This is a genomic window from Micromonospora sp. WMMC415 (assembly GCF_009707425.1).
GTDB lineage: Bacteria > Actinomycetota > Actinomycetes > Mycobacteriales > Micromonosporaceae > Micromonospora.
Genome location: NZ_CP046104.1, coordinates 875,214 through 897,358, shown reverse-complemented (window position 1 = coordinate 897,358; position 22,145 = coordinate 875,214). Strand labels below are relative to the sequence as shown.

Here is a 22,145-nt window from a genome sequence, read left to right as displayed (position 1 = left end):
CGGTAAGAGGCTGTCGGGAGACCCCGGGCGAGCGAAGGGGTTCGCCGACAGCCTCTGGGCGTCGACAGGTGCGGTCGCCGCCAGCAGGGCAAGACCGGACAGGGCGGTGGATCGTTCGGCACGGTGTACCCGCTTCAGCGCCCGTTCTGGCAGGGGGCAGGTCCGACCCGCGTCCGGCGGGCGGCCACAATCGGCACGTACACAGGCTGTGGATAACTTGTGGACGAGGGTCGGTCGGCCGTCCGGGTGAGGGTGTTCCACCCGCTCGAACGCGGCGGGCCCGGGACGGCCGACGGGGAGAACGGCGGCGTCCGGGAGCAGAGGCGAGGGGGTGGCACGACGGTGGCCGGTACGACCGACCTTGCCGCGGTGTGGACGGCGACGACCGACGAGCTCGCCGACGAGATCATCTCCGCGCAGCAGCGGGCGTACCTGCGGCTGACCCGGCTCCGGGCGATCGTCGAGGACACCGCACTGCTCTCCGTCCCGGACGCCTTCACCCGGGACGTGATCGAGTCCCGGCTGCGCCCGGCGATCACCGAGGCGCTCACCCGCCGGCTGGGCCGACCGATCCAGGTCGCCGTCACCGTACGCGTGCCGGAGGACGCCTCCGGCCGCCCCGCGGGCACTGTCTACCGCAGCACCCCCGAGCCGGAGCCGGGCGAGGCGTACGGCGCCGGGCCGGACGGCCTGGCGCCGGAGGACGACGCCGGCCGGCAGCTCCCGTTGATCCCCGAGCAGGCGCAACCCGAACGGCGCATCGAGGAGCCGGCCGGACCGCCGCCCCCCGTCGCCGAGCGCGTCCCCGCGGTGGGCCGGGACGCCCAGGAGCCGTTGTTCGGCGACGCCTTCGCCGAACCGCCCCGTCCCGACCCTGCGGTCCGCCGGCCCGAGCGGCGCGGCTTCGACGAGCAGACGGCCCGACTCGACCCGACGGTGGACGGCCGCGCCTTCGACGCCCGGTACCGCCAGGACGGGGTGTCGCCGCGGGACCAGCACGTGATCCGGCCCCTGCCGCGGGACCTCGGCACCGACAGCGGGCCGGGACGGGTGGACCACCACCGGCCCGGCGGCCGGGACGACCGGCGGCTGCCGTCACCCGCGGACAGCGGCGGCAACCGGCTCAACCCGAAGTACATGTTCGAGACGTTCGTCATCGGCTCGTCGAACCGGTTCGCGCACGCGGCGGCCGTGGCGGTGGCCGAGTCACCGGCGAAGGCGTACAACCCGCTGTTCATCTACGGCAGCTCCGGGCTGGGCAAGACCCACCTGCTGCACGCCATCGGGCACTACGCCACGACGCTGGGCAACGCCCGCTCGGTGCGGTACGTCTCGACCGAGGAGTTCACCAACGACTTCATCAACTCGCTCCGGGACGACAAGACCAGCGCCTTCCAGCGCCGCTACCGGGACGTGGACATCCTCCTGATCGACGACATCCAGTTCCTGGAGAACCGGGAGCGGACGCAGGAGGAGTTCTTCCACACCTTCAACACGTTGCACAACGCCAACAAGCAGATCGTGATCACCTCGGACCGGTCGCCGAAGCAGCTCGCGACCCTGGAGGACCGGCTGCGGACCCGGTTCGAGTGGGGCCTGCTCGCCGACATCCAGCCGCCGGACCTGGAGACCCGGATCGCGATCCTGCAGAAGAAGGCGGCCCAGGAACGGCTCTTCGCCCCGCCGGACGTGCTGGAGTTCATCGCCTCGCGGGTGTCGAACTCGATCCGCGAGCTGGAGGGCGCGCTGATCCGGGTGACCGCGTTCGCCAGCCTCACCCGCTCGTCGGTCGAGCTGTCGCTGGCCGAGGAGGTGCTGCGGGACTTCATCCCGGACGGCGCCGGCCCGGAGATCACCGCGGACCAGATCATGGTCTCCACCGCCGACTACTTCGGGGTGAGCCTGGAGGACCTCCGGGGGCACTCCCGCTCGCGGGTCCTCGTCAACGCCCGCCAGGTGGCCATGTACCTGTGCCGGGAGCTGACCGACCTGTCGCTGCCCCGGATCGGGCAGGCCTTCGGCGGCCGGGACCACACGACCGTCATGCACGCCGACCGGAAGATCCGCCAGCAGATGGCCGAACGCCGCTCGCTCTACAACCAGATCGCCGAGCTGACCAACCGGATCAAGCAGACCACCTGACGTCTGTCCGCCCCCGTACCGATGACACCCGGCCGGTCCACCGGCCGGGTGTTCTGCGTTCTTCCAGGGCCAGGGCTTGACCCTCGACATGGTCGAGACCGCAGCATCCTGGGCGTGACCACCCACACTCCGGCTCGTTGTCCACACCTTGTTATCCACCGTCGGTGGAAAACTACCGTCCGTCCGCCGCCCGGTTACCCACAGGTTGTGGAGAAACCCTGGGGACGACGCTGTGGACGCCTGGGGACAACCTCGTCGTTGTCCACCGCGGACGGCACCCCTGTGGGGAAGCTGTTGAAGGTTCTGGGGATGACGCCGATCGACACGCGTCCGGTGATCCACAGGGCTGGGGAGAAAGTCGGTGGATTACCGGTGGACAACCGGTGGACAACCGTGGACAGCCTGGGGGCAGCCGCCGCCTGTGGATCGCGACACGGGTTGTACCCCTGGTTCTCCACAGCGAAACCACCGGTGGATAACCTGTCTGACCTGCGCGGACGACGGTTCTCCACAGTTTGCACAGGTGCGATGAAGACGACTAGTTAGATCTTCTAAGACAACAAAAACCAATCATCACCGTTGGACTTCCTGTGGATCGGGCCGAAGGCCGCCGTCGGCGGCTCGCCGGCACCGGGACGGCACGGGGGCGGGCGCACAGCCGATGCCCATGCGCCCTAAGGTGCGATGGGTACCCGCACGCTCAGGCGGGTCGGTAGGCAGCGGTCGGCATGAGAGAGTTGTCGCTGACGTCGACGCGGAGGCATTGATGAAGTTCCGAGTGGAGCGTGACGCGCTCGCCGAGGCCGTGGCCTGGACCGCGAAGAGCCTGCCCAACCGGCCGTCCGTGCCGGTGCTCGCCGGCGTGATGCTGCGGGTCACCGACGGCAACCTGCAGGTGTCGGGGTTCGACTACGAGGTCTCCAGCCAGGTGACCGTCGAGGTGCAGGGGGACGCCGACGGCGCCGCCCTGGTCTCCGGCCGGCTCCTCGCCGAGATCACCAAGGCGCTCCCGGCCAAGCCGGTCGACATCGCCGCCGTCGGCGCCCACCTCGAGCTGGTCTGTGGCAGCGCCCGGTTCACGCTGCCCACCATGCCGGTGGAGGACTACCCGAGCCTGCCGGAGATGCCGGAGAGCGCCGGCACGATCGACGCGGCCGCCTTCGCCGCCGCCGTCGCCCAGGTGGCCGTGGCCGCCGGCCGGGACGAGACGCTGCCGATGATGACCGGGGTGCGCATCGAGCTCTCCGGCCGCACCCTGTCGATGCTCGCCACCGACCGCTACCGGCTCGCCCTGCGCGAGATGGAGTGGAACCCGGACGACTCCGAGATCAGCCTCAACGCGCTGGTGCCGGCCCGGACCCTGCACGACACGGCGAAGGCCCTCGGCCCGCTCGGTGGCCAGGTGACGATGGCGCTGTCCCAGGGGGCCGCCGGCGAGGGCATGATCGGTTTCGCCGGAGGTACCCGCCGCACGACCAGCCGGCTGCTCGACGGCGCCAACTACCCGCCGGTGCGCTCGCTCTTCCCCGCCAGCCACAACGCGCAGGCCCAGGTGGCGGTGAGCACCCTCATCGAGGTGGTCAAGCGCGTCGCGCTGGTCGCCGAGCGCACCACGCCGGTGCTGCTGAGCTTCAGCGCCGACGGGCTGGTCGTCGAGGCCGGCGGCACCGAGGAGGCGCGTGCCAGCGAGGCCATGGAGGCCACCTTCACCGGCGACCCGCTGACCATCGGCTTCAACCCGCAGTACCTGATCGACGGCCTCACGAACCTGGGGGCCCAGTCCGCCGTGCTCTCGTTCGTCGACGCCTTCAAGCCGGCGGTGATTTCGCCGGCCGGCGAGGATGGCGAGGTTCTGCCCGGGTACCGGTACCTCATCATGCCGATCCGCGTTTCCCGCTGATCGCACCCGAGTAGAACCACGACGCACGGAGGTACGGACAGATGCAGCTCGGCCTGGTAGGGCTCGGCCGGATGGGCGGCAACATGCGCGAGCGGCTGCGCGCCGCCGGCCACGAGGTGGTCGGCTTCGACCACAACGCGCAGCTGAGCGACGTCGCGAGCCTGGCGGAGCTGGCGGAGAAGCTGGAGGCCCCCCGCGCCGTCTGGGTCATGGTCCCCGCCGGCGTCACCGACGCCACCATCGACGAGCTGGCCGACGTCCTCGGCACCGGCGACATCATCATCGACGGCGGGAACTCGCGGTTCAGCGACGACGCCCCCCGCGCCGAGCGGCTCAACGACCGCGGCATCGGGTACATCGACGTCGGCGTCTCCGGCGGCGTGTGGGGCCGGCAGAACGGGTACGCCCTCATGGTCGGCGGCTCCCAGGAGCACGTCGAGCGGCTCATGCCGATCTTCGAGGCCCTCAAGCCGGCCGGTGACTTCGGCTTCGTCCACGCCGGGCCGGTCGGCGCCGGGCACTACGCCAAGATGGTGCACAACGGCATCGAGTACGGGCTCATGCACGCCTACGCCGAGGGCTACGAGCTGCTGACCGCCTCCGAGCTGGTGACCAACGTCCCCGGCGTGTTCAAGTCGTGGCGCGAGGGCACGGTCGTCCGTTCGTGGCTGCTCGACCTGCTCGACCGCGCCCTCGACGAGGACCCGGAGCTCGTCGAGTTGAGCGGTTACACCGAGGACACCGGCGAGGGCCGGTGGACGGTGGACGAGGCGGTCCGGCTCGCCGTCCCGCTGAACGTCATCACCGCCTCGCTCTTCGCCCGGTTCGCATCCCGCCAGGACGACTCGCCCGCCATGAAGGCCGTCGCCGCGCTGCGACAGCAGTTCGGCGGGCACGCCGTCCGCAAGCGCTGACGCCCGTCCACAGCCCGTGTACGTCCGCCGGCTCGAACTGGTCGACTTCCGCTCGTACGAGCGGGTCGGCGTCGACCTCGAACCGGGGGCGAACGTCCTCGTCGGCCCCAACGGCGTCGGCAAGACCAACCTCGTCGAGGCGCTGGGCTACGTGGCGACCCTGGATTCGCACCGGGTCGCCACGGACGCCCCCCTCGTCCGGATGGGCGCCACCTCGGCGGTCATCCGCTGCGCCGTGGTGCACGAGGGGCGCGAGCTGCTGGTCGAGTTGGAGATCGTCCCCGGCAGGGCCAACCGCGCCCGGCTCGGCCGGTCCCCGGCCCGCCGCGCCCGGGACGTGCTCGGCGCCCTGCGCCTGGTGCTGTTCGCCCCGGAGGACCTGGAACTCGTCCGGGGCGACCCGGCCGAACGCCGCCGGTACCTCGACGACCTGCTGGTGCTCCGCCAGCCCCGGTACGCGGGGGTGCGGGCCGACTACGACCGGGTGGTCAAGCAACGCAACGCCCTGCTGCGCACCGCGTACCTCGCCCGCAAGACGGGCGGCTCCCGCGGCGGGGACCTGTCGACCCTCGCGGTCTGGGACACGCACCTCGCGCAGCACGGCGCCGAACTGCTCGCCGGCCGCCTCGAGCTGGTCGGCGCGCTCACCCCGCACGTCACCAAGGCGTACGACGCGGTGGCCGCCGGCAAGGGCGCCGCGGGCATCGCGTACCGGCCGTCGGTGGAACTCGCCGAACCGACCACCGACCGCGCCACCCTCGCGGCGGCGCTGACCACCGCGCTCGCCGAGGCCCGGGCCGCCGAGATCGAGCGGGGCACCACCCTGGTCGGCCCGCACCGTGACGACCTCGCGCTGACGCTCGGCCCGCTGCCCGCCAAGGGGTACGCCAGCCACGGGGAGTCCTGGTCGTACGCGCTGGCGCTCCGGCTGGCCGGGTACAACCTGCTGCGAGCCGACGGCATCGAGCCGGTGCTGGTGCTCGACGACGTCTTCGCGGAGCTCGACACCGGCCGGCGGGAACGCCTGGCCGACCTGGTCGGCGGTGCGAGCCAGCTGCTGGTCACCTGCGCGGTGGACGACGACGTGCCGGCGCGACTGCGCGGCGCCCGGTACGCCGTCGGCGAGGGGACGGTGCACCGTGTCGGATGATCCGCAGCCGGGCACCACCGGCCCGGTGCCGGGACACACGGCCCCGGCCGGGGCGGACGGTGCGCGTACTCCCTCGGGAGCCGGCGGCCGGGGCGGCCGCGCGGGCCGCCGGGGCGCGACCGGCGCGGCGGTCGGCCGGACGACGTCCGACGGCGACCGCCCCGGTCCCCGGCCGGGACCGGACCCGGACCGGCCGGCCGGTGGTGACGCGCCGCAGGGCGCGGACGCACGGCCCGCCGGAGGGGACCGCACGGCCGGATCCGGTCGGAAGGGCGCACCGGCGACGGACCCCGCAGGCGCGACCGGGGGCACCGGCTCCGGCGAGGCCGGGGAGCTGCCGCCCGGGGCGGCCGGGCCGCAGCTCGCGCGGGCGGTGCTCGACGCGGCGAAGGCCCGCCGGGAAGCGGCGGCGAAGACCCGGCGACGCACCCCGGGTGGCGGCGGTGACGGCAGCGGCGAGCGGCGGCTGCGCGGCTACTCCGGGCCCGGGCCGGACCCGCGCGACCCGCAGCCGCTCGGCGTGGTCCTTGATCGGCTGGTGAAGGCCCGGGGCTGGCAGCAGCCGGCGGCCGAGGCGACCGTCTTCGGGGCCTGGGAGCGGGTGGTCGGGCCGGAGGTCGCCCAGCACAGCCGGCCGGTGAAGCTGGAGGACGGCGAGCTGACCGTCGAGGCCCGGTCCACGGCATGGGCGACCCAGCTCCGGCTGCTCGCGGGCTCGCTGCTCCAGCAGATCGCCCGTGAGGTCGGCCACAACGTGGTGCGCAGGCTGCACATCCACGGGCCGGCCGCGCCGTCCTGGTCGCGCGGGCCGCGCCGGGTGCGCGGGCGTGGACCCCGCGACACGTACGGCTGAGGTCAGTTGCCGCGCCGGGCCTCCCGCTCGGCGCGCTTGCGCTCCCGCTGCTCGCGGCTCCACTGCTTGCGTCGTTCGAGGTCCTGCTTCCACCCCTCCCGGGCCTGGTACGAGCCGCCCTGGACCGCGCCCTGTACCTCGGCGGGGCCGGCGAAGTACCGGTACGCCCAGGCCATGAGGCGGCCGCCCTCGCCGGGGACCTTGGGTTCGTTCTTCTCCGTGCTCATCCGCCGGCCTTCCTGACGAGGATCATTGGTGTGCAAACGATTGGTACACCAATCGTTGGTATGATCGCAACGACCACGTGAGGAGGCGACGGTGTCAGAGCAGCTCGACGGGGATCCCCTGGCGCTGGAGCAGCAGGTGTGCTTCGCGCTCTCCGTCGCCGCGCGCGGCGTCGTCGCGGTCTACCGCCCGCTGCTGGAGCCGATGGGCCTGACGCACCCGCAGTACCTGGTGATGCTGGCGCTCTGGCAGCACGCGCCGCTGAGCGTCCGGGAGCTGAGCCGGCTGCTCCAGCTCGATCCCGGCACGTTGTCGCCGCTGCTCAAGCGCCTCGAAGCCGCCGGCTACGTGCGGCGGGAGCGTGACTCGGCCGACGAGCGGAGCCTCGCCGTCACGCTCACGCCCGCCGGCCGGGCCCTCCGCGAGCGGGCGGAGCAGATCCCGCCCGCGATCGTCGAGCGGCTCGGGCTGCCACTGGCGGACCTGCGGCACCTGCACTCGGTGCTGACGAGCGTCATCGCGGCGGCCGGCCGCGCCGTGGCGACCGGCCCCGGCACGACCGACGACGCCGGGACGGCCGGCCCGGCGGGGTCGACCACGCCGTGACGCCGGTTCCGGCGCGACTCACCCGGCCGTGACCGCCGGTTCGGGGGTGGATCGGCGCCTCAGGCGTCGGCGTAGACCGCGAACCCCCGGTCGGCGCAGCGGCGGTAGAACGCGGCGAGCACGCTCAGCTCGGCGCACGTGAAGGTCCACTGCGGCGGGTCGCCGTTCTCGTCCCGCAGCCGGTCGAGCCGGCTGTCCAGCCAGCGCAGCTGCTGCTCGGCCAGGCGTCCGTCGCCCAGCAGTGAGCGCAGCACCTCGCTGACCGACTCGAAGGTGACCGCCTCGCCGACCGGGCGGTGGCGGGCCACGAACTTCTCCACCCCGTCGGCGATCCACGAGCAGCCGTCCGGGTCGATCACCGGATCCTCGTCCTCGGCTGAGTTCTCTGTGGCGTACAGCACATTCTCCAGCCCGAGGATCAGGTCGACCAGCTCGGTGTACGCGGTCGCCCGCACCGTGCCGGTCTTCGCGATCAGCTCGGCGAGCGCTGCGGTTGGCGCCGAGATGCGTGGCATGTCCACGATTTCGCCGAAGTCGACGAACTCGGCCGGTGCGACCGGGTCGTAGAAGCGGCCGGTCCGCGGCCAGTGCACCGCGACGTTGTCCAGCCCCATCTGGCGTCACCTCTCAAGACCGTGTCCGTTCGAACGGGTCGATCGTCCGGTTCCCGCCCCCAAAGATCAAGCCACCGTTCGTCGCGGCGTGGGACACGCCGGGCGCGGGACCGCCGGACGGCCGGTGCGGGCCGTCGATCAGGGTCACGCGTGTAGGGGGACTCGCGGATGGCGACGTTCGGGCCGCTATGGAGGTCTGAGACGCCCCGCAGGGGTGCCGAGTGGTGGTTCTGTCGCTCGCGCACAGTAAGATTGACGCTGAGACGAAGACCCGGTGCGGAGCGACGAGACACGGGGCCGGTGCGGGCCCGCGATCATCGTCCCACGTCGGGTCGAGCCGATCGCGATCCGCGGGCAACCGCGGCGACCGGCGCGTTCGACCCGCAGCCCGGATGAGTCCCCGGCGCGCCGGTCCGCGTGCCGACGTCGCGTCCTGTCCGCCGAACCCCGCGTCCGGCGCGCCACCCGGCGCGCGCAACGGCGCGAGAAAGTGGCCGAGGGTGGCAGCGCAGGACAAGCAGGAGTACGGCGCCGAGTCGATCACCGTCCTCGAAGGGCTGGAGGCGGTCCGGAAGCGCCCCGGTATGTACATCGGTTCCACCGGTGAACGCGGTCTCCACCACCTGGTGTGGGAGGTCGTCGACAACGCGGTGGACGAGGCGCTGGCCGGGCACTGCGACACCATCGACGTGGTGCTGCTCGCCGACGGCGGGGTCCGGGTCACCGACAACGGCCGCGGCTTCCCGGTCGACCTCCACCCGAAGCTCAAGAAGCCGGGCGTCGAGGTCGCCCTGACCGTGCTGCACGCCGGCGGCAAGTTCGACGGCAAGGCGTACGCCGTCTCCGGCGGTCTGCACGGCGTGGGCGTCTCCGTCGTGAACGCCCTCTCCACCCGGATGGCCGTGGAGATCCAGAAGGACGGCTACTTCTGGCGGCAGTCGTACACCAACTCCAAGCCCACCCCGCTGGAGAAGGGCGAGCCCACCAACGCCACCGGCTCGGCGGTCGCCTTCTGGCCCGACCCGACGGTCTTCGAGACCGTCGAGTTCGACTTCCAGACCATCTACCGGCGCCTCCAGGAGATGGCCTTCCTCAACCGCGGCCTCACCATCCACCTCCTCGACGAGCGGGTCGCGGAGGGCGAGGAGGGCAAGCAGCGCGAGGTCACCTTCTGCTACAAGGGCGGCATCGCCGACTTCGTCCGGCACCTCAACGCCTCCAAGAACCCGATCCACAAGACGGTGGTCGAGTTCGGCGCCGAGGAGGAGGGCATGTCGGTCGAGATCGCCATGCAGTGGAACGAGTCGTACGGCGAGTCGGTCTACACCTTCGCCAACACGATCAACACCCACGAGGGCGGCACCCACGAGGAGGGCTTCCGGGCCGCGCTGACCAGCGTCGTCAACCGCTACGGCGCCGACAAGAAGCTGCTCAAGGGCGACGAGAAGCTCTCCGGCGAGGACATCCGCGAGGGCCTGGCCGCGATCATCTCGGTGAAGCTGGCCAACCCGCAGTTCGAGGGCCAGACCAAGACCAAGCTCGGCAACACCCCGGTCAAGAGCTTCGTCCAGCGCGTCTGCAACGAGTGGCTGGTCGACTGGCTGGACCGCAACCCGGCCGAGGCGAAGATCATCATCCAGAAGGCGTCGCAGGCCGCCCGCGCCCGCATCGCCGCGCAGCAGGCCCGCAAGCTGGCCCGGCGCAAGTCGCTGCTGGAGTCCGGCTCGATGCCGGGCAAGCTGGCCGACTGCCAGTCCACCGACCCGCGCGAGTCCGAGGTCTTCATCGTCGAGGGCGACTCCGCCGGCGGCTCGGCCAAGCAGGGGCGCGACCCGCGTACGCAGGCGATCCTGCCGATCCGCGGCAAGATCCTCAACGTCGAGAAGGCCCGCATCGACCGGGTCCTCAAGAACAACGAGGTCCAGGCGCTGATCACCGCGCTCGGCACGGGCATCCACGACGACTTCGACATCGAGAAGCTGCGCTACCACAAGATCGTGCTGATGGCCGACGCCGACGTCGACGGTCAGCACATCCAGACGCTGCTGCTCACCCTGCTGTTCCGCTTCATGCGGCCGCTGGTCGAGTTGGGCCACGTCTACCTGGCCGCACCGCCGCTCTACAAGATCAAGTGGAACAAGAAGGGCGACGACGCCCAGTACGCGTACTCCGACCGGGAGCGCGACGGGCTGATCGCCCTGCGCCAGCAGAAGAAGCCCAACGCCAAGCCGGACGACATCCAGCGGTTCAAGGGTCTCGGCGAGATGAACTATCCCGAGCTGTGGGAGACCACGATGAACCCGGCCACGCGTACGCTGCGTCAGGTCACGCTCGACGACGCGGCAACCGCCGACGAGTTGTTCAGCGTGCTGATGGGTGAGGACGTCGAGGCGCGCCGCTCGTTCATCCAGCGGAACGCCAAGGACGTGCGGTTCCTGGACATCTGACGCCCGCTACGGCCCGGCCGGCCATCCACCGGCCGGGCCTACGGGTCCACAGAGTTATCCACAGCCTGGCCGGTTTCCACAGCCGTTATCCACAGCAGGAAAACGACTCTGAGTCTGATAAGGGTTAACAAGTGACCGATACCCCCGAGTCCACACCGAACGAGCCCGAGGTCCCCGAGACCGTCGGTGCCGTCGTCGCGCACGACCGCATCGAGCCGGTCGGGCTCGAGGTCGAGATGCAGCGCTCCTACCTCGACTACGCGATGAGCGTGATCGTCGGGCGCGCGCTGCCGGACGTCCGGGACGGGCTCAAGCCGGTCCACCGCAAGATCCTGTACGCGATGTTCGACTCGGGGTATCGGCCGGACCGTGGCTACGTGAAGTGCTCCCGCGTCGTCGGTGACGTGATGGGTCAGTTCCACCCGCACGGCGACTCGGCGATCTACGACGCGCTGGTCCGGATGGCGCAGCCCTGGTCGCTGCGCTACCCGCTGGTCGACGGCAACGGCAACTTCGGATCGCCCGGAAATGACCCGGCTGCGGCGATGCGTTATTGCCTCACAGGATATGCCCGAATTCGTACCGCTGAGGGCAGCGTGCGGATCGGCGACCTCGTGGCTGACGCGACGCCGAGCAGCGAGACCGACATCGACCTCAAGGTCCGGGACCGCAACGGCGACCTGGTCCGCGCGTCGAAGTTCTTCCACTCCGGCGAGCACCCGACGCTGCGGCTGCGCACCCGCGAGGGGTACGAACTGACCGGTACCCACAACCACCCGGTGCTCTGCCTGGTGGACGTGGCCGGCGTGCCGACCCTGCTGTGGAAGCTGCTCGCCGAGATCGCCCCCGGTGACCGGGTGGTCCTCCAGCGCAGCGTGCCGGACGAGATCGGCTACCCGATGCTGGAGCATGTCGAGGCAGCCGTCCTCGCTGGCGCCGTTGTGAGCGAGGGCTGGGTGTCCGAGGGGCGGGCCGGCTTCAACAACGTCGACCGCGACTTCTTCATCCGGGTGCTGGCCGCCTACGACCTCGCGGTCGGCGGCCCCCGGTACGTCAGCGAGCGTGTGATCGCCTCGGGCAGCACGCTGCACGAGGTGGACGTGCAGGACGTCACGGCACTACGGGACAGCATCCTCGGCGAGTTGGTGGGCGTGCGCAGCGCCGGCAAGTTCGTGCCGGAGTTCGTCTGGCGCGGCCCGGCCGCGGTCAAGCGCGCGTTCCTCCAGGCGCTGTTCGAGGGCGACGGGTCGTCCTCGCTGCTGCCGCGTCACACCATCCAGATCTCGTACTCCACCCGCAGTGAGCGGCTGGCCCGTGAGGTGCAGCAGCTCCTGCTGGAGTTCGGCGTGGTCAGCCGGCAGTGCCGGTACGACGACGGTGAGATCAAGGTCGTCGTCACCAACCGGCGGGACGCGCGGATCTTCGCCGCTCACGTCGGCTTCCTCGGCCGCAAGCAGGCCAAGCTCGAAGCGGAGCTGGCGGCGGTGCCGGTGAGCAGCAGGGCGCTGTCCGGTGACTTCGTGCCGCTGGTCGGCGACTTCATTCGGGAGCACGGTGCGAGCCGCTGGACCGAGCGGGACTGGCTGCGCCGGCACAACGTCGACCGGGTCGAGCGCTGGGAGCGGGACCGGGACGAGATCGCGACCCGGATCACGAACGCCGAGGTGCTCGAGGTGGTCGAGCCGCTCGTCGACGGCCGCTTCTACTACGCCGAGGTGACCGGCGTCGCCGACGCGGGAGTACAGCCGGTCTACAGCATCCGGGTGGACACCGAGGACCACTCCTTCGTCTCCGACGGCTTCGTCAGTCACAACACCGAGTGCAAGCTCGACCCGCTCGCCATGGAGATGCTGCGGGACATCGACGAGGACACCGTCGACCTGCAGGACAACTACGACGGCCGGGCCAAGGAACCGACCATCCTGCCGTCGCGGATCCCGAACCTGCTGATCAACGGGTCCGAGGGCATCGCGGTCGGTATGGCGACCAAGATCCCCCCGCACAACCTGCGGGAGATCGGCGCGGCCGTCCAGTGGTGCCTGGAGAACCCGGAGGCCGACGAGGCCACCACCCTCGAAGCGCTGCTGGAGATCGTCAAGGGCCCGGACTTCCCGACCCACGGCCTGATCGTCGGCCAGGCCGGCATCCAGGACGCGTACCGCACCGGGCGGGGTTCGATCCGGATGCGCGCGGTGGTGGAGGTCGAGGAGGACAAGCGGGGCCGGCCGGCGCTGGTGGTCAGCGAACTGCCGTACCAGGTGAACCCGGACAACCTCGCCGAGCGGATCGCCGAGCTGATCAAGGAGGGCAAGCTCGGCGGGATCGCCGACATCCGGGACGAGTCCTCCGGGCGTACGGGCATGCGGATCGTGCTCGTCCTCAAGCGCGACGCGGTCGCGAAGGTCGTGCTGAACAACCTCTACAAGCACACCCAGCTCCAGGAGACCTTCGGCGCGAACATGCTGGCGCTGGTCGACGGGGTGCCGCGCACACTCAACCTGGCTCAGTTCATCCGCTACTACGTCGAGCACCAGATCGAGGTCATCCGCCGGCGGACGGCGTTCCGGCTGCGCAAGGCGGAGGAGCGGGCGCACATCCTGCGCGGTCTGGCGAAGGCGCTGGATGCGCTCGACGAGGTGATCGCCCTGATCCGGCGTTCGCCGACGGTCGACGACGCCCGGCAGGGCCTGATCCAGCTGCTGGACATCGACGAGGTCCAGGCGACCGCGATCCTCGACATGCAGCTGCGCCGGCTGGCCGCCCTGGAGCGGCAGCGGATCCTCGACGACCTGGCCAAGCTGGAGCTGGAGATCGCCGACCTCAAGGACATCCTCGCGAAGCCGGAGCGGCAGCGGAGGATCGTCTCGGAGGAGCTGGGGGAGATCGTCGCGAAGTGGGGCGACGAACGGCGTACGCAGATCATCCCGTTCGACGGCGAGGTCTCGATGGAGGACCTCATCGCCCGCGAGGACGTGGTGGTCACGATCACCCGGACCGGGTACGCGAAGCGCACGAAGGTCGACGCGTACCGCTCGCAGCGGCGGGGCGGCAAGGGTGTCAGCGGTGCGTCGCTGCGTCAGGACGACATTGTCAGCCACTTCTTCGTGTGCTCGACGCACGACTGGATCCTGTTCTTCACCAACAAGGGGCGTGTCTACCGGGCCAAGGCGTACGAGCTTCCGGAAGCCAGTAGGGTGGCCAAGGGCCAGCACGTGGCCAACCTGCTCGCCTTCCAACCCGACGAGCAGATCGCGCAGATCATCGAGATTCCGAACTACCAGGTGGCGCCCTACCTGGTACTGGCCACGAAGAACGGCCTGGTGAAGAAGACGAAGCTCGAGGAGTTCGACTCCCCTCGGTCCGGCGGCATCATCGCGATCAACCTGCGCGATGAGGACGAGTTGGTCGGGGCCGCGCTCGTCGCCCCCACCGAGGATCTGCTGCTGGTCTCCAAGAACGCGCAGGCGATCCGCTTCAACGCTTCGGACGAGGCGCTGCGGCCGATGGGCCGGGCGACGTCGGGTGTGATCGGGATGCGGTTCAGCGAGGACGACGTGCTGCTCGCCATGGAGGTCGTCCGGGAGGGCATGGATGTCCTGGTGGCCACGAACGGGGGGTATGCGAAACGCACCCCGATCGAGGAATACCCGGTGCAGGGCCGGGGAGGTAAGGGCGTGCTGACTGCGAAGATCACCGAGCGACGCGGTGGTCTGGTCGGCGCTGTCGTGATCGACCCGGACGACGAGCTGTTCGCGATCACCAGCAACGGTGGGGTCATCCGGACTCCGGTGAAGCCTGTACGCCGTACGCGTGATCGGAACACAATGGGGGTCAAGCTGATGGACCTCCCGGATGGCGTGACTATCGTGGCGATTGCTCGCAATGCCGACGAGCCTGACGAACAGGACTAGTTGAATGACGGAGACACAGGCGAAGTCGGGGAACGCGGGGACCTCGGCCAACCCGGTCGACGAGGAGGCCGCGAAGAGCGGCGCACCAGCGACCGGCCGCGCGGCCGTGGGTCGGGCGACCGTCCCCGCCGACGCGCCTGCCCCGAAGTTCACGAGGGCTCCCGGGATGGTTCCGCCGCCGGACAAGCCCGCCGAGGAGCCGGAGGCCACGGACAAGCCGGAGAAGCCGGCCGAGGCCACGAAGGTCGACGCCCCCAGCGCCGGCGGCACCGCCACGTCGACCGCGGCGCGGCCGGCGACGACCCAGCCGATCGCCGTCGGTGCCGGGCGCGCCACGACGACCGGCACGTCCGCCACGGCTGGCGCGACCGGCACGCAGCCCCTGGTCACCGGCAACACCGGCACGCAGCCGCGGGTGTCCGGGACGGCCCGGCCGCAGACGGACGCCCGTCCGGCTGGCCGTCCGCAGGGCGGGGGCCTTCCGCCGGGCATCAGCGGTGCGGCGGCCGTGGGCGCCGCGCGCGTGGGTGAGGCGGTACGCGCTGCGCGTACCTCGGTGACGTCGGCCGCCTCCCGCGGACCGCGCCGGGCACGGCTGAACCTGAGGCGGATCGACCCGTGGTCGGTGATGAAGTTCGCCTTCGCGGTGTCGGTGGTGCTCTTCATCGTCGTGGTGGTCGCGACCTCGGTGCTGTACCTGGCGCTGGACGCGATGGGCGTGTTCGCCAGCGTCAACGACAGCCTGACTGACCTGGTCAGCGCCGGCGGCGGCCAGAGCACCGGCGGGTTCCAGATCACCGCCCGGGGTGTGATCCTGAGTTCGGCGCTGATCGGCCTGGTGAACGTCGTGCTGTTCACGGCGCTGGCCACGCTCGGTGCGTTCATCTACAACGTGTGCGCCGACCTGGTGGGCGGCATCGAGCTGACGCTCGCCGAGCGCGACTGAGACGACCGGACGCCGGGTGCCGCCACGTGCGGCTCCCGGCGTTCCGCCGTCCGACCCCGGTACCGTGATCCACTCCGGTTGCGGCATCCTGCGGTATCCCGCGCCCCGGACACCGCAGGATGCGGCGTCTCGCGGTCGGCCTCCCCGGAAAGTCGGTGGGCGGGCCGCTCGGGGCTCGGGTAGGTTCAGGGGCGGCGAGGCCACGCGGCCAGGCCCACCCCGATTTGGGGGCGGCCCGGCGGATGGGTTAACCTTGCTCGTCGCTACGCGGGGCTATAGCTCAGTCGGTTAGAGCGCAGAGCTGATAACTCTGAGGTCGCTGGTTCGATTCCAGCTAGCCCCACCAGAGATCGTCCGACGGCACTGTCGAGCGTGAGGGGTCGCCCCAATGTTCAAGAAGCTGCTGATCCTGGTCGGTGTCGTCGGTGTGGCGGCCGTGGTGGCCAAGAAGATCAAGGCCTCCAACGACGAGCGCGCGCTGTGGCACGAGGCGACCACGGCGCCTGACCTGCGCTGAGCGCGTCTCTCTCCTGCCAGCACCAGGCGGCGTCGACCGCCCCCGGGGCCCTAGCTCAACTGGCAGAGCACTGCCTTTGCAAGGCAGGGGTTAGGGGTTCGAGTCCCCTGGGCTCCACCAGCACAAACACCGGTTGATCTCGGGTCCGAGTACAGCCATTTGTACAGCCAAGTGGTCACGCCGTCCCCTCCTCACTGAGGACCCGGTCGATGGCCGAGGCAGCCTGACGAGCCCGCGCCGGCAGGACGTGCCCGTAGGTGTCGGCCGTCATCCGGATCGTGGAGTGCCCGAGCAATTCCATCACCGTGCGCAGCTCCTCGCCCTGATCGAGCAGGAACGTGGCGAAGGCGTGCCGCAGGTCGTGCAGGTGCAGCCAGTCCAGTCCGGCCGCCGCGCGGAGTTGGTCGAAGCGCCGGTTGACGTTCCGCGGTTCCATCGCGGTGCCGATGGTGCTGGCGAAGACCAGGCCCAGATCCGACCACACCTCCCCGGCCGCGAGCCGTTCCTTCGCCTGGCGCACGCGCTGTGCCTCCAACGCCCGGACGGCTAGCGCCGACAGCGGCAGCGGACGGCTCGACCGGTGCGTCTTCGGTGGTACGAACTCCAACCCGCGATCCGTTCGCTGGAGCGTTTGCCGAACGAACAGCGCCTTCCCCGGCAGGTCAACATCTGACCACCGCAGGCCCAACAGCTCAGCTCGCCGAAGCCCGGTCGCCAGCGCCAGGACGAACAGCGATTCCAGCCGGTCCCCGGTCAGCACCGACAGCAGTGTCTTGGCTTCCTCGGGCGTCAGCGCGCGTCGCTCGGTCCGACCCAGAGCCGGCGGCTTGGCGGCCTTGGCGACGTTGCGCGGAACCAGGTCCATCCGCTCAGCGTCGGCCAGGGCGACCCGCAGCACGGCGTGCACCTTGATGATGCTGGCCGGTGCGAGCTTCCCGCGCAGCCCGGTCAGGAACCGCTGCACATCCCGAGGCGTCAGCCGGTCGAGCTTCACCCGACCCAGGCCCGGCACCAGGTGCTTGCTCACGGCCAGGCGGTAGCGCACCAGCGTTGACGGCCGGGTGCCATCGTGCGTCTTCACGTCCCGCAGCCACTCGATCAACCAGGCTTCCAGCGTCCGAGGCTGCGCGGTGAGGTCGACGCCGAGCTGGAGTTGCCGGCGCAGCTCGTCGCGCTTCCGGACCGCCTCAGCCTCGCTCTTGGCGTAGACGTACTTCCGCTTCCGCTTCCCGTCGATCCAACCGAGGTCGACCACGGCGGCCCATACGCCCGGCCGCTGCTCGTACACCGAGCCCTCACCATGAGAACGCCGACGCCGGCCGGTCATGCCGCGAACTCCTCATCAGCCGACAGGAACTCATCGATTGCGGCCAGCGGGATCAACCGAGCACGCCCCGCCTTGATCGAACGGAGTCGGCCGGATCGCATGAGGACGTAGACGGTGTCTCGACAGACGCCGAGCAGGGCCGCAGCCTCAGCTGGGCGGACGCTCTTCCTCTCGCTCATGCTCCGGTCCCTTCCTGCTCCGCCGAATGACGAGGGACGACTGCCGAAACATCGGGCGGGTCGGCGGCTGCCCGTCTGGCGGCGTCGAGCTGGGCACGCCATTGGATGCGCTCGGAGATGGCCCGCAGCACCCGATGCCCGAGGGGTGGCACGTCCGGGTCTGTTGGCTTGGCCAGCTCCCAGGCGTGGCGGTGCTCGCTGCCAGATGGGGCGGTGTCGGCGCCGGTGGTGACGCCGAGCAGGGCCTTGACCCAGTCGCGGCGGTCGGCGCGGTGGTCGGTCAGGGTCTTGCCGGACCACTGCCGGGAGATGAGCACGCGCCGGCCGCCGATGCCGAGGGTGTCCCGCTTGTGGACCTTGTTCTTGCAGTTGCCCGGCCGCAGCCCAGGCCGGGCCTTCTTGGGCTGAACACCGTAGAGCAGCCAGTTGGCGCACCGCTCCGAGCACGGCGTGTGCCGCAGTTCCTGCCAGAGCCGTTCCAGGTGCGCCCGCTGGCGGGCGGTGGTGACCTGGTGGCAGTCGCCGGCCTGCTTGGTGAGGTACTTGGTGATATAGCCGACGCACCGATCGGCGTCCTTGGTGCCCGCGAGGACGCCCTTGGCGTCGACCTGAGCACCGAAGCGGACGACGTGCACGGGTTGGGCGTTGGGGTCGGCGTCGACCAGGTCCAGGGCGTCATCCCATGACGGCAGCAGTTGGCCGGTGTCTGGGTCGGTGTAGCCGGCGGCGTCGGCGTCCCACTGCGGCGCGGCGGCAGGTTCGTAGACGCGGTGGTCGACGGAGGGCCACCAGACCTGGTGGTAGGTGGCGGCGGCGACCTGCCGGACGAGGGCGCGGGGGATGGTGCCCCGGATGGCGAAGTGCGCGTGCGGGGCCAAGCGGCGTTGCGGCTCGACGGCACCGGCGTACTGGACGTTCCAGCCGACCGCGCGGCGCAGGTTCTGCCAGAACCGATCCAGCAGCCGGGGGAAGTGCACGGCATCCCAGGCGGCACGCCGGTAGTCGTACGCGTCCGGGTCGACCGGTGTGCCGTCGGAGTGCACCCGGCCGTAGGAGCCGAGGGTGAGGGTCAGAAACATCGACGGCCGGAACACGGTCCCGTCACGCCCCTCGTACGTGCGGCCCAATGTCCGGTTCTCGACCGGAAGGCGGGGAAGGTCCGGGGCGTCTTGCCGCCGCTTCGTGGAGCGAACCCGTCGCTTGCCGTCGCCGTCCTCCTGGTCTTCGCTGCTGTGTGGCGGGGCGGGGCGGCCCCGGAGTCCTTCGGTGGTGATCTCCGATTCCAGTTCGGCGATGGCGTCGTCCAGGTCCGCGACTTGGTCCCATTGGGAGGTCCGGGCGGCTTCGTCGCGGGCGAATTCCAGGTGAGCGCGGGCGACGATCAGGCCGCGTTGCGCGTCGGTGGCCGGGGCCGGTCCGGGGTCGGGTTCGTCGGTCCGGTGCCAGCCCTCGCGGATCTGCTGCTGCCGTAGCCGGCGGGCGCGAGTGGCGCAGGCGGGGCACTTGGCCTCCTGGGTGGCGCCGCAGGGCATGTCGATGACTTCGGTCTGCCCGGAGTCGAGGTCGGTGCGGCGCAAGCTCACGGGGCGGGTGCAGACGCCGTAGTCGGCGGCGAGGTCGGCCACGACGTCGACGGAGCGGGGCATGAGCATGCGGGCGGCCCGGGAGCCCGGCCTCGGCTCCACCACGGGCGCGGGGGTGGGTTCGAGGCCGGGCAGCGTCGGGGTGAGCGTCATCGGCCCACCTCCGTCACGAGGTCGCGGACCCGGAGCGCCGGACGGGGGTCGACGGCAGGGGCGGTGTGGTCGTCGCGGCGCGGGTCGAACACGGCGATGCCGGTGCGGGTGGTCTTCGCCCGGTACATGGCCGCGTCGGCATCGGCGAGGGCGGCGGCGAGGTCGCCGGTGGTGGGTGCGAGGCCGATGCTGGCGGTCACCGACACCGCTACACCCGAGGGTAGCCGGACAGGGGCGGCGATCGCGGCGGCCAGCTGGCGGACGGCAGCCACCGGGTCGGGGTCGAGCAGGAGGGCGGTGAACTCGTCTCCGCCGAGGCGTGCCGGGACGCCGTTGACCGTGCGGAGGCGGTGGGCGACGGCGTTGAGCACGTGGTCTCCGGCGGCGTGGCCGTGGGTGTCGTTGACCGGCTTGAACCCGTCCAGGTCCACCACCGCAACCCACGGCCGGTGCGGGGCGAGCTGCTCCCACGCGTGGGCGAGACCGGCGCGGTTGGCAAGGCCGGTCAACGGGTCACGGGCGGCGGTCCGCTGGAGCGCGGCCAGCTCGTAGCGGACGACGTAGAGCCGGTACTGATCCCAGGAGAACAGGGCGAGGGCGGCGGTCAGGAGCAGGCCGGTGAGCAGGTGGTCGGTCATCGGGTCACCTCTCCGATCAGCGGGACACCGTTGCGGCGGGTGAAGGCGGCTGGCGACACCGGAGCCACCGGGACAGCCGGGGCAGGCCGGGTCGGCTCGACGTCGACCAGGGCGACGGGCTGAGGCACAGCCGGCGCGGGTGCAGGAGCCGGCGGGGCAGGCTGCTCGACCGGGCGGGCTGGCACAGGGTCAGCGGCCGGCGTCGGGGCGGGTGCGGTGGTGAGGACGAGTTTGGACAGGCCGATGAACGCCAACGCCGGCACGGCCGACAGGAGCCATCCGGACAGGCCGGGCTTGGCTACGGCGAGCTGCGCGGCGAGGGAGAGGGCGACGGCGGCGATGAGCAGGAACATCGGGTAGCCGATCGGTCCGCCCGTGCGGCGCCGCTGGCGGATGGTGAGCAGGGCGGCGACGGGGACGAGTTCGGAGATGACGGCGTTGGCCCAGCCGAACCACGCCCCGGTACCAGGCGGGCTGTTGTCGAGGGTCCAGTCCTTGACGTGGGTGAACGACGCAGCCCCGGCGAACCCGGCGACGATGAGCAGGATGACGACCAGGACCAGGCCCTCGGCACGGTCGGCGCGGGTGGCGGTGGGATGCGGCTTCATGCGGCACCGTCCAGGAGGATTTCGCCGTCGATGACCCGCAGCCGGCCGTAGGTATGCGCCATGTCGCGGATCTCGTCATCGGTGAGGTAGGAGAAGCGGACCCGCATCGGCGTCGGGTTCCCGTCGATCACCACGAAGCCCACACCCGGCAGGGACTGCGGGATCCGGTCACACAGCGCACCCCGGTCACGCATCCCGTCCCCGAGCACCAGGTCCACCTGGGCGGCCTCAGCCAGGCGCAGGCCGATGCGGGTGGGGAACAGGTCCCGGAACGGCAGCACCTCCTTGCGCGGGTCCTGGATCGCCGCGACCACATGCACGCCCACGGCTCGCCCTTGGCTGAGCAGGATGGACAGGGCGGCCTTGATGCGGTCCTTGAGCTGGCGGTCGGTCAGGTAGGCGGTGAGGTTGGCCAGCTCGTCGATGACGACGACGATCAGCGGCTCGTCCGGGGTCGGCGTGTGCTGGCGGGTCCGGCCGTAGAGCTTCCCGGCGCGGTCCTTTGCCACGGTGGCGGCTTCCTCGATCAGCTCACACATCGCGGCGTAGTCCTTGCGGGCGAACCGGGTGAACATCGGCGCACCCATCCCGAGTTCCATCCCGCCTTTCGGGTCCAGGCCCCAGATCTGCACCAGCCCGGAGGTGACCCCGGCGGCGAGAGACCGAACCACGGACCAGATCACTGAGCCCTTCCCCGCACCCGTCGCGCCCACCACGAGGACCTGGGTGCCGAACAGGCGCAGCTCGTAGCCGTCACCGTCCTCGCGCTTGCCGACGGGCAAGGCGGTGAACTCCGGCACCGCCGGCACCGGCAGCGGGCGAACCACCTTGGCGAGAGGGTCACCGCGGAACAGGTGCAGCAGCACCACATCCGGACGCGGCCCCGGCACGGCCTTGACCTGCCGCACCCCGAACGTGTGCGCCAACCTCTCCGCGACGCGGGCGAAGTCGTCGGGGATCTGCCCGGTCACCATCCGCACCGTCACCACGTCCACGCCGGAGGCGCAGCGGACCCGGCGCAGAACAGGCAGCACGGTGTGGGCGTCGAACGAGACGGCGAGCTTCGCGGTGACCATCGCGGCGTGCCAGTTGCGGCGGTACACCATCCGGCGGTAGCGGGACAGGACCGGCCACCACCCGAACCGCAGCCACGACGACCGGTGCCCGAACGCCCACCCCGTCGAGACGACGGCGACCAGGCCGACGACACCGACCGGACCGGCCCAGCCGTACCGGAGGTAGAGCCAGGCGAAGAAGACAGCCGGGGCGGTCAGGTACCAGAAGCGGACCAGGACCACGGCCAGGCGGCCGAGGGCCTTGAGCGTCCACCACGACAGGGCCAGCCACATCGGGATGCGGACGAACGGCGTGTGAACGTTGATCGGCGCGCCCTCGATCCGGTCACCCCGGATCACGTTGACCAGCGGCATCC

At 71.0% G+C, this 22,145-nt stretch carries 18 protein-coding genes and 2 tRNA genes; 12 read left to right on the top strand and 8 right to left on the bottom strand.

Annotated elements, in window-relative coordinates; genetic code table 11:
• The first annotated feature begins 342 nt into the window (after positions 1-342).
• From dnaA to GKC29_RS04370, 5 genes are all read left to right on the top strand, one after another.
• Positions 343-2,142 (top strand): chromosomal replication initiator protein DnaA, encoded by a 1,800-nt coding sequence (gene dnaA / locus GKC29_RS04390; protein ID WP_155329600.1) that lies wholly within the window; start codon positions 343-345, stop codon positions 2,140-2,142.
• A 766-nt stretch (positions 2,143-2,908) separates the two neighbouring features.
• Positions 2,909-4,042 carry a DNA polymerase III subunit beta gene (dnaN, locus tag GKC29_RS04385; RefSeq protein WP_155329599.1) on the top strand — a complete coding sequence of 378 codons (1,134 nt, stop codon included), beginning with the start codon at positions 2,909-2,911 and terminating at the stop codon, positions 4,040-4,042.
• A gap of 41 nt (positions 4,043-4,083) precedes the next feature.
• Complete coding sequence (gene gnd, locus GKC29_RS04380; RefSeq protein WP_155329598.1) at positions 4,084-4,956, top strand: phosphogluconate dehydrogenase (NAD(+)-dependent, decarboxylating); 873 nt, start codon at positions 4,084-4,086, stop codon at positions 4,954-4,956.
• 16 nt (positions 4,957-4,972) lie between these two features.
• Complete coding sequence (gene recF, locus GKC29_RS04375) at positions 4,973-6,106, top strand: DNA replication/repair protein RecF (protein ID WP_155329597.1); 1,134 nt, start codon at positions 4,973-4,975, stop codon at positions 6,104-6,106.
• 334 nt (positions 6,107-6,440) lie between these two features.
• Positions 6,441-6,959, top strand: coding sequence for a DUF721 domain-containing protein (locus GKC29_RS04370; protein WP_155333979.1), 519 nt, complete (start codon positions 6,441-6,443; stop codon positions 6,957-6,959).
• A 2-nt stretch (positions 6,960-6,961) separates the two neighbouring features.
• On the opposite strand, the gene GKC29_RS04365 is transcribed toward GKC29_RS04370, so the two are convergent.
• On the bottom strand, positions 6,962-7,186 hold the full coding sequence (locus GKC29_RS04365; RefSeq protein WP_155329596.1) for a hypothetical protein: 225 nt from the start codon (positions 7,184-7,186) through the stop codon (positions 6,962-6,964).
• A 91-nt stretch (positions 7,187-7,277) separates the two neighbouring features.
• Here GKC29_RS04365 and GKC29_RS04360 point away from each other — a divergent pair, with 91 nt between their 5' ends.
• A complete protein-coding gene (locus tag GKC29_RS04360) occupies positions 7,278-7,790 on the top strand; it encodes a MarR family winged helix-turn-helix transcriptional regulator (protein ID WP_155329595.1) in 513 nt (170 codons plus the stop codon).
• Between the two features lie 59 nt (positions 7,791-7,849).
• On the opposite strand, the gene GKC29_RS04355 is transcribed toward GKC29_RS04360, so the two are convergent.
• Positions 7,850-8,404: a hypothetical protein gene (locus GKC29_RS04355; protein ID WP_155329594.1), complete on the bottom strand. Its 555-nt coding sequence runs from the start codon at positions 8,402-8,404 to the stop codon at positions 7,850-7,852.
• A gap of 500 nt (positions 8,405-8,904) precedes the next feature.
• On the opposite strand from GKC29_RS04355, the gene gyrB reads away from it, so the two are divergent.
• The 6 genes from gyrB (at position 8,905) to GKC29_RS04330 (ending at position 16,345) form a co-directional block, all read left to right on the top strand.
• Positions 8,905-10,851, top strand: a complete 1,947-nt coding sequence (gyrB, locus tag GKC29_RS04350) for a DNA topoisomerase (ATP-hydrolyzing) subunit B (RefSeq protein WP_155329593.1) — start codon at positions 8,905-8,907, stop codon at positions 10,849-10,851.
• Between the two features lie 131 nt (positions 10,852-10,982).
• A complete protein-coding gene (gyrA, locus tag GKC29_RS04345) occupies positions 10,983-14,762 on the top strand; it encodes an intein-containing DNA gyrase subunit A (protein ID WP_155329592.1) in 3,780 nt (1,259 codons plus the stop codon).
• Between the two features lie 4 nt (positions 14,763-14,766).
• Positions 14,767-15,708 carry a DUF3566 domain-containing protein gene (locus GKC29_RS04340; protein WP_155329591.1) on the top strand — a complete coding sequence of 314 codons (942 nt, stop codon included), beginning with the start codon at positions 14,767-14,769 and terminating at the stop codon, positions 15,706-15,708.
• 269 nt (positions 15,709-15,977) lie between these two features.
• A tRNA-Ile gene (locus GKC29_RS04335) sits at positions 15,978-16,054 on the top strand.
• A gap of 42 nt (positions 16,055-16,096) precedes the next feature.
• Positions 16,097-16,225: a DLW-39 family protein gene (locus GKC29_RS29815; RefSeq protein WP_208862918.1), complete on the top strand. Its 129-nt coding sequence runs from the start codon at positions 16,097-16,099 to the stop codon at positions 16,223-16,225.
• 44 nt (positions 16,226-16,269) lie between these two features.
• A tRNA-Ala gene (locus tag GKC29_RS04330) sits at positions 16,270-16,345 on the top strand.
• 55 nt (positions 16,346-16,400) lie between these two features.
• Here GKC29_RS04330 and GKC29_RS04325 read toward each other — a convergent pair.
• Genes GKC29_RS04325 through GKC29_RS04300 form a run of 6 tightly spaced genes read right to left on the bottom strand, consistent with a single transcriptional unit; the run spans position 16,401 to position 22,143 of the window.
• Positions 16,401-17,552 carry a tyrosine-type recombinase/integrase gene (locus GKC29_RS04325; RefSeq protein WP_155329590.1) on the bottom strand — a complete coding sequence of 384 codons (1,152 nt, stop codon included), beginning with the start codon at positions 17,550-17,552 and terminating at the stop codon, positions 16,401-16,403.
• Positions 17,549-17,731: a helix-turn-helix domain-containing protein gene (locus GKC29_RS04320; RefSeq protein ID WP_155329589.1), complete on the bottom strand. Its 183-nt coding sequence runs from the start codon at positions 17,729-17,731 to the stop codon at positions 17,549-17,551. The genes GKC29_RS04325 and GKC29_RS04320 overlap by 4 nt, the downstream gene beginning before the upstream one ends.
• Positions 17,728-19,467, bottom strand: a complete 1,740-nt coding sequence (locus GKC29_RS04315) for a replication initiator (RefSeq protein ID WP_155329588.1) — start codon at positions 19,465-19,467, stop codon at positions 17,728-17,730. The genes GKC29_RS04320 and GKC29_RS04315 overlap by 4 nt, the downstream gene beginning before the upstream one ends.
• Positions 19,464-20,105 (bottom strand): GGDEF domain-containing protein, encoded by a 642-nt coding sequence (locus tag GKC29_RS04310; protein WP_155329587.1) that lies wholly within the window; start codon positions 20,103-20,105, stop codon positions 19,464-19,466. Before GKC29_RS04310 ends, GKC29_RS04315 begins: the two co-directional genes overlap by 4 nt.
• Positions 20,102-20,713: a DUF2637 domain-containing protein gene (locus tag GKC29_RS04305; protein ID WP_155329586.1), complete on the bottom strand. Its 612-nt coding sequence runs from the start codon at positions 20,711-20,713 to the stop codon at positions 20,102-20,104. The genes GKC29_RS04310 and GKC29_RS04305 overlap by 4 nt, the downstream gene beginning before the upstream one ends.
• Entirely contained in the window at positions 20,710-22,143 is a 1,434-nt protein-coding gene (locus GKC29_RS04300; RefSeq protein ID WP_155329585.1) for an FtsK/SpoIIIE domain-containing protein, read from the bottom strand. Before GKC29_RS04300 ends, GKC29_RS04305 begins: the two co-directional genes overlap by 4 nt.
• Positions 22,144-22,145: the final 2 nt, after the last annotated feature.